A 3,442-nucleotide genomic window follows, 5' to 3' on the forward strand; every position below is an offset into this window, starting at 1 on the left:
CCCCCAGCAGGCGGCCGAAGCGCCCGCGGTCCTCCGCCAGGTCGATCGCCTCGGGCTGGGTGCCGAGCAGCGTCACGCCCGCGGCCTCCAGGCCGGCCGCCAGCTTCAGGGGCGTCTGGCCGCCGAACTGGACGATCACGCCCTCCGGCTGCTCGACCTCGACGATCGCCAGCACGTCCTCGAGCGTGAGCGGCTCGAAGTACAGCCGGTCGGAGGTGTCGTAGTCGGTCGAGACCGTCTCCGGGTTGCAGTTGACCATCACCGCGTCGCGGCCGGACTCGCGCACGGTCATCGCGGCGTGCACGCAGCAATAGTCGAACTCGATCCCCTGGCCGATTCGGTTCGGGCCGGAGCCGAGGATGACGACGCTCCGCCCCGAGGGCGGCGGCGCTTCATCGGCCTCGCCCCAGGTCGAGTAGTAGTACGTAGACGCCGCCTCGACCTCGCCGGCGCACGAGTCGACCCGGCGGTAGGCCGGTCGGACGCCCCACTCCCGCCGCTTCGCCCGCACGAGCTCCTCGCTTGTGTTGCACTGCGCGGCGATCGCCGCGTCCGACCACCCCGCTCTCTTCAGTCGGTTCCAGTCGTCCGAAACGAGCGAGTCGACCGAGATGACGCAAGACAAAGTCCCTCGCGCCGCCTCGAGCTCCCCTTCGAACCACGGGTGGAGGTTGCGCGGCTCCCACCCGTCGTCGAGCTCGCGCGCCCGCTGTGCCTTCAAGAACGCCTCGCTGAACGAGCGGCCGATCCCCATCGCCTCGCCGACCGACTTCATCTGAGTCCCGAGCGTCCGCTCCGCGCCGGGGAACTTCTCGAACGAGAAGCGCGGGAACTTGACGACCACGTAGTCGAGCGTGGGCTCGAAGCTCGCCGGCGTCGTCCCGGTCAGGTCGTTCGGGATCTCGTCCAGCGTGTAGCCGGCTGCGAGCTTCGCGGCAACCTTTGCGATCGGGTAGCCCGTCGCCTTTGACGCGAGGGCGGAGGAGCGGGACACGCGGGGGTTCATCTCGATCACGCGCAGCGCGCCGGTCTCCCGGTCCCGCGCGAACTGGATGTTCGCACCTCCCGTCTCGACTCCGACGGCGCGGACGATTGCCGCCGCGGCGTCTCGGAGCTCCTGGTACGCCTCGTCCGAGAGCGTCATCTGCGGCGCCACGGTCACAGAGTCGCCCGTGTGGACGCCCATCGGGTCGAGGTTCTCGATCGAGCAGACGATCACGACGTTGTCGGCGGTGTCGCGCATGACTTCGAGCTCGTACTCCTTCCAGCCGAGGATCGACTCCTCCAGGAGCACTTCGGTGGTGGGGCTGAGCGCGAGGCCCGACCCGGCGATGCGGTTCAGGTCGTCCTCGTCGTAGGCGAGCCCGCTGCCCGAGCCGCCCATGGTGAACGACGGTCGCACGACCACCGGGTAGCCGAGGTCCTTCACGGCCGCGAGACAGTCGTCCATCGAGTGGCAGATGACCGAATGGGCGACCTCGGCACCCCACGCGGTCGGCAGGCTCTCGACGACGGTCTTGAACGACTCGCGGTTCTCGCCCTTCTCGATCGCGTCGATGGAGGCCCCGATCAGCTCGACGCCGTACCGCTCGAGCACGCCGTCCTCGGCCAGGCGGATGGCCGTGTTGAGCGCCGTCTGGCCACCGAGCGTCGCCAGCAGGGCGTCCGGACGCTCCTTGGCGATGACCTTCTCGACGAACTCCGGCGTGATCGGCTCGACGTAGGTGGCGTCGGCGAACTCGGGGTCGGTCATGATCGTCGCCGGGTTGGAGTTGGCCAGCACCACGCGGATGCCCTCGTCGCGCAGCACGCGGCACGCCTGGGTGCCGGAGTAGTCGAACTCGCAGGCCTGGCCGATGACGATCGGCCCGGAGCCGATCACGAGGATCGAGGAAATGTCCTCACGCCTAGGCATTCCCCACCCCGCTGGTTGAGCCTGTCGAAACCATGAGGTCCGTGAAGCGGTCGAACAGGTAGGCGGCGTCGTGCGGACCGGCTGCGGCCTCGGGGTGGTACTGGACGCTGAAGGCCGGCTGCTCCAGCAGTGCCAGTCCTTCGACGACGTCGTCGTTGAGGCAGACGTGCGTCACTCGTGCCGGTCCGAACGGCGTGTCGAACGTGGCCTCGATCGGCGCGTCGACCGCGAATCCGTGGTTGTGTGCGGTGATCTCGACCTTCCCGGTGGTGCGGTCCTGAACGGGCTGGTTGATGCCACGGTGCCCGTAGACGAGCTTGTACGTACCGCGGCCGAGCGCCCGGCCGAAGACCTGGTTGCCGAGGCAGATCCCGAAGTAAGGGATCTTGCGACCGAGCACGCCCTGCAGCACCTCGACGGCGTGGTCGGCCGTGGCCGGGTCGCCCGGCCCGTTGGACATGAACACGCCGTCCGGTTGCACCGCCAGCACGTCGTCGAGGGTTGCCGTGGCGGGCATGACGTGGACCTCGATGCCGCGCTCGGCCATCCGACGCGGCGTCATGCCCTTGATGCCCAGGTCGATCGCCGCCACGGTGAACCGCTTCTCGCCGATCGCCGGGACGACGTACGTCTCGCTCGTCGTGACGTCGGCGAGGAAGTTGGAGCCGACCATCTCCGGTGCCGCGTTGACCCGGGACAGCAGCTCGTCGACGTCCGACGTCTCCGAGCTGACGGCCGCCCGCATCGAGCCGCGCTCGCGCAGGTGCCGGGTCAAAGCGCGGGTGTCGATGCCGCTGATGCCCACGACGCCCTGCTCGACGAGGAGGTCGTCGAGCGAGCGCTGCGACCGCCAGTTGCTGGAGACGCGGGCCGGGTCGCGCACGACATAGCCGTCGACCCAGACCCGGCGCGACTCGAAGTCCTCGTCGTTGGCGCCGGTGTTGCCGACGTGCGGGGCGGTCATGACCACGATCTGCCCGCGGTACGACGGGTCGGTGAGGGTCTCCTGGTAGCCGGTCATGCCGGTGGCGAAGACGACCTCCGCGATCGCGGTGCCGACGGCACCGTACGCCTCCCCCTGGAACGTGCGTCCGTCCTCGAGCACGAGCAGGGCCGTCATGCCATCACTCCCTGCAGGGCGCCGTCGAACACGGTCGCGCGGCCGCGCAGGAACGTGGCCCTGACACGTCCGGGCACGGTGCGGCCCGCGTACGGCGTGTTGCGGGACAGCGAGGCCACGTCGGCGGCATCGATGAGGCGCGTCGCGCTCGGGTCGAGGAGCACGAGGTTGGCGGGCTCGCCAACCGCGATCGGCCGTCCCTGTCCGGCCACCCGGCCGATCTCGGCCGGACGCGATGACATCCGCTCGGCCACCCCGGCCCAGGTGAGCAGGCCGGGATCGATCATGGTCTGCTGCACGACCGAGAGCGCCGTCTCGAGCCCGAGCATGCCGAACGCCGCCGCCGACCACTCGCACTCCTTGTCCTCCATCGGGTGCGGCGCGTGGTCGGTGGCCACGACGTCGAT

2 protein-coding genes and 1 pseudogene are annotated in these 3,442 nt (G+C 69.7%); all 3 read right to left on the reverse strand.

Annotation, left to right across the window (positions count from 1 at the left end; genetic code table 11):
• The coding region (gene carB / locus ACRDPN_RS10145) for a carbamoyl-phosphate synthase large subunit (RefSeq protein ID WP_431447330.1) at positions 1-1,915 on the reverse strand (1,915 nt) is incomplete at its 3' end.
• On the reverse strand, positions 1,908-3,035 hold the full coding sequence (carA, locus tag ACRDPN_RS10150) for a glutamine-hydrolyzing carbamoyl-phosphate synthase small subunit (protein ID WP_431447331.1): 1,128 nt from the start codon (positions 3,033-3,035) through the stop codon (positions 1,908-1,910). The genes carB and carA, both read right to left, overlap by 8 nt.
• Positions 3,032-3,442: pseudogene (locus tag ACRDPN_RS10155) on the reverse strand (dihydroorotase); the annotation flags it as partial. The pseudogene ACRDPN_RS10155 and the gene carA, both read right to left, overlap by 4 nt.

Origin of the sequence: Aeromicrobium sp., from assembly GCF_050700635.1 — a bacterium.
GTDB lineage: Bacteria > Actinomycetota > Actinomycetes > Propionibacteriales > Nocardioidaceae > Aeromicrobium.

Coding starts and splice junctions, on each gene's coding strand:
- carA (WP_431447331.1), bottom strand. CDS start 3,035: ATGACGGCCCTGCTCGTGCTCGAGGACGGACGCACGTTCCAGGGGGAG.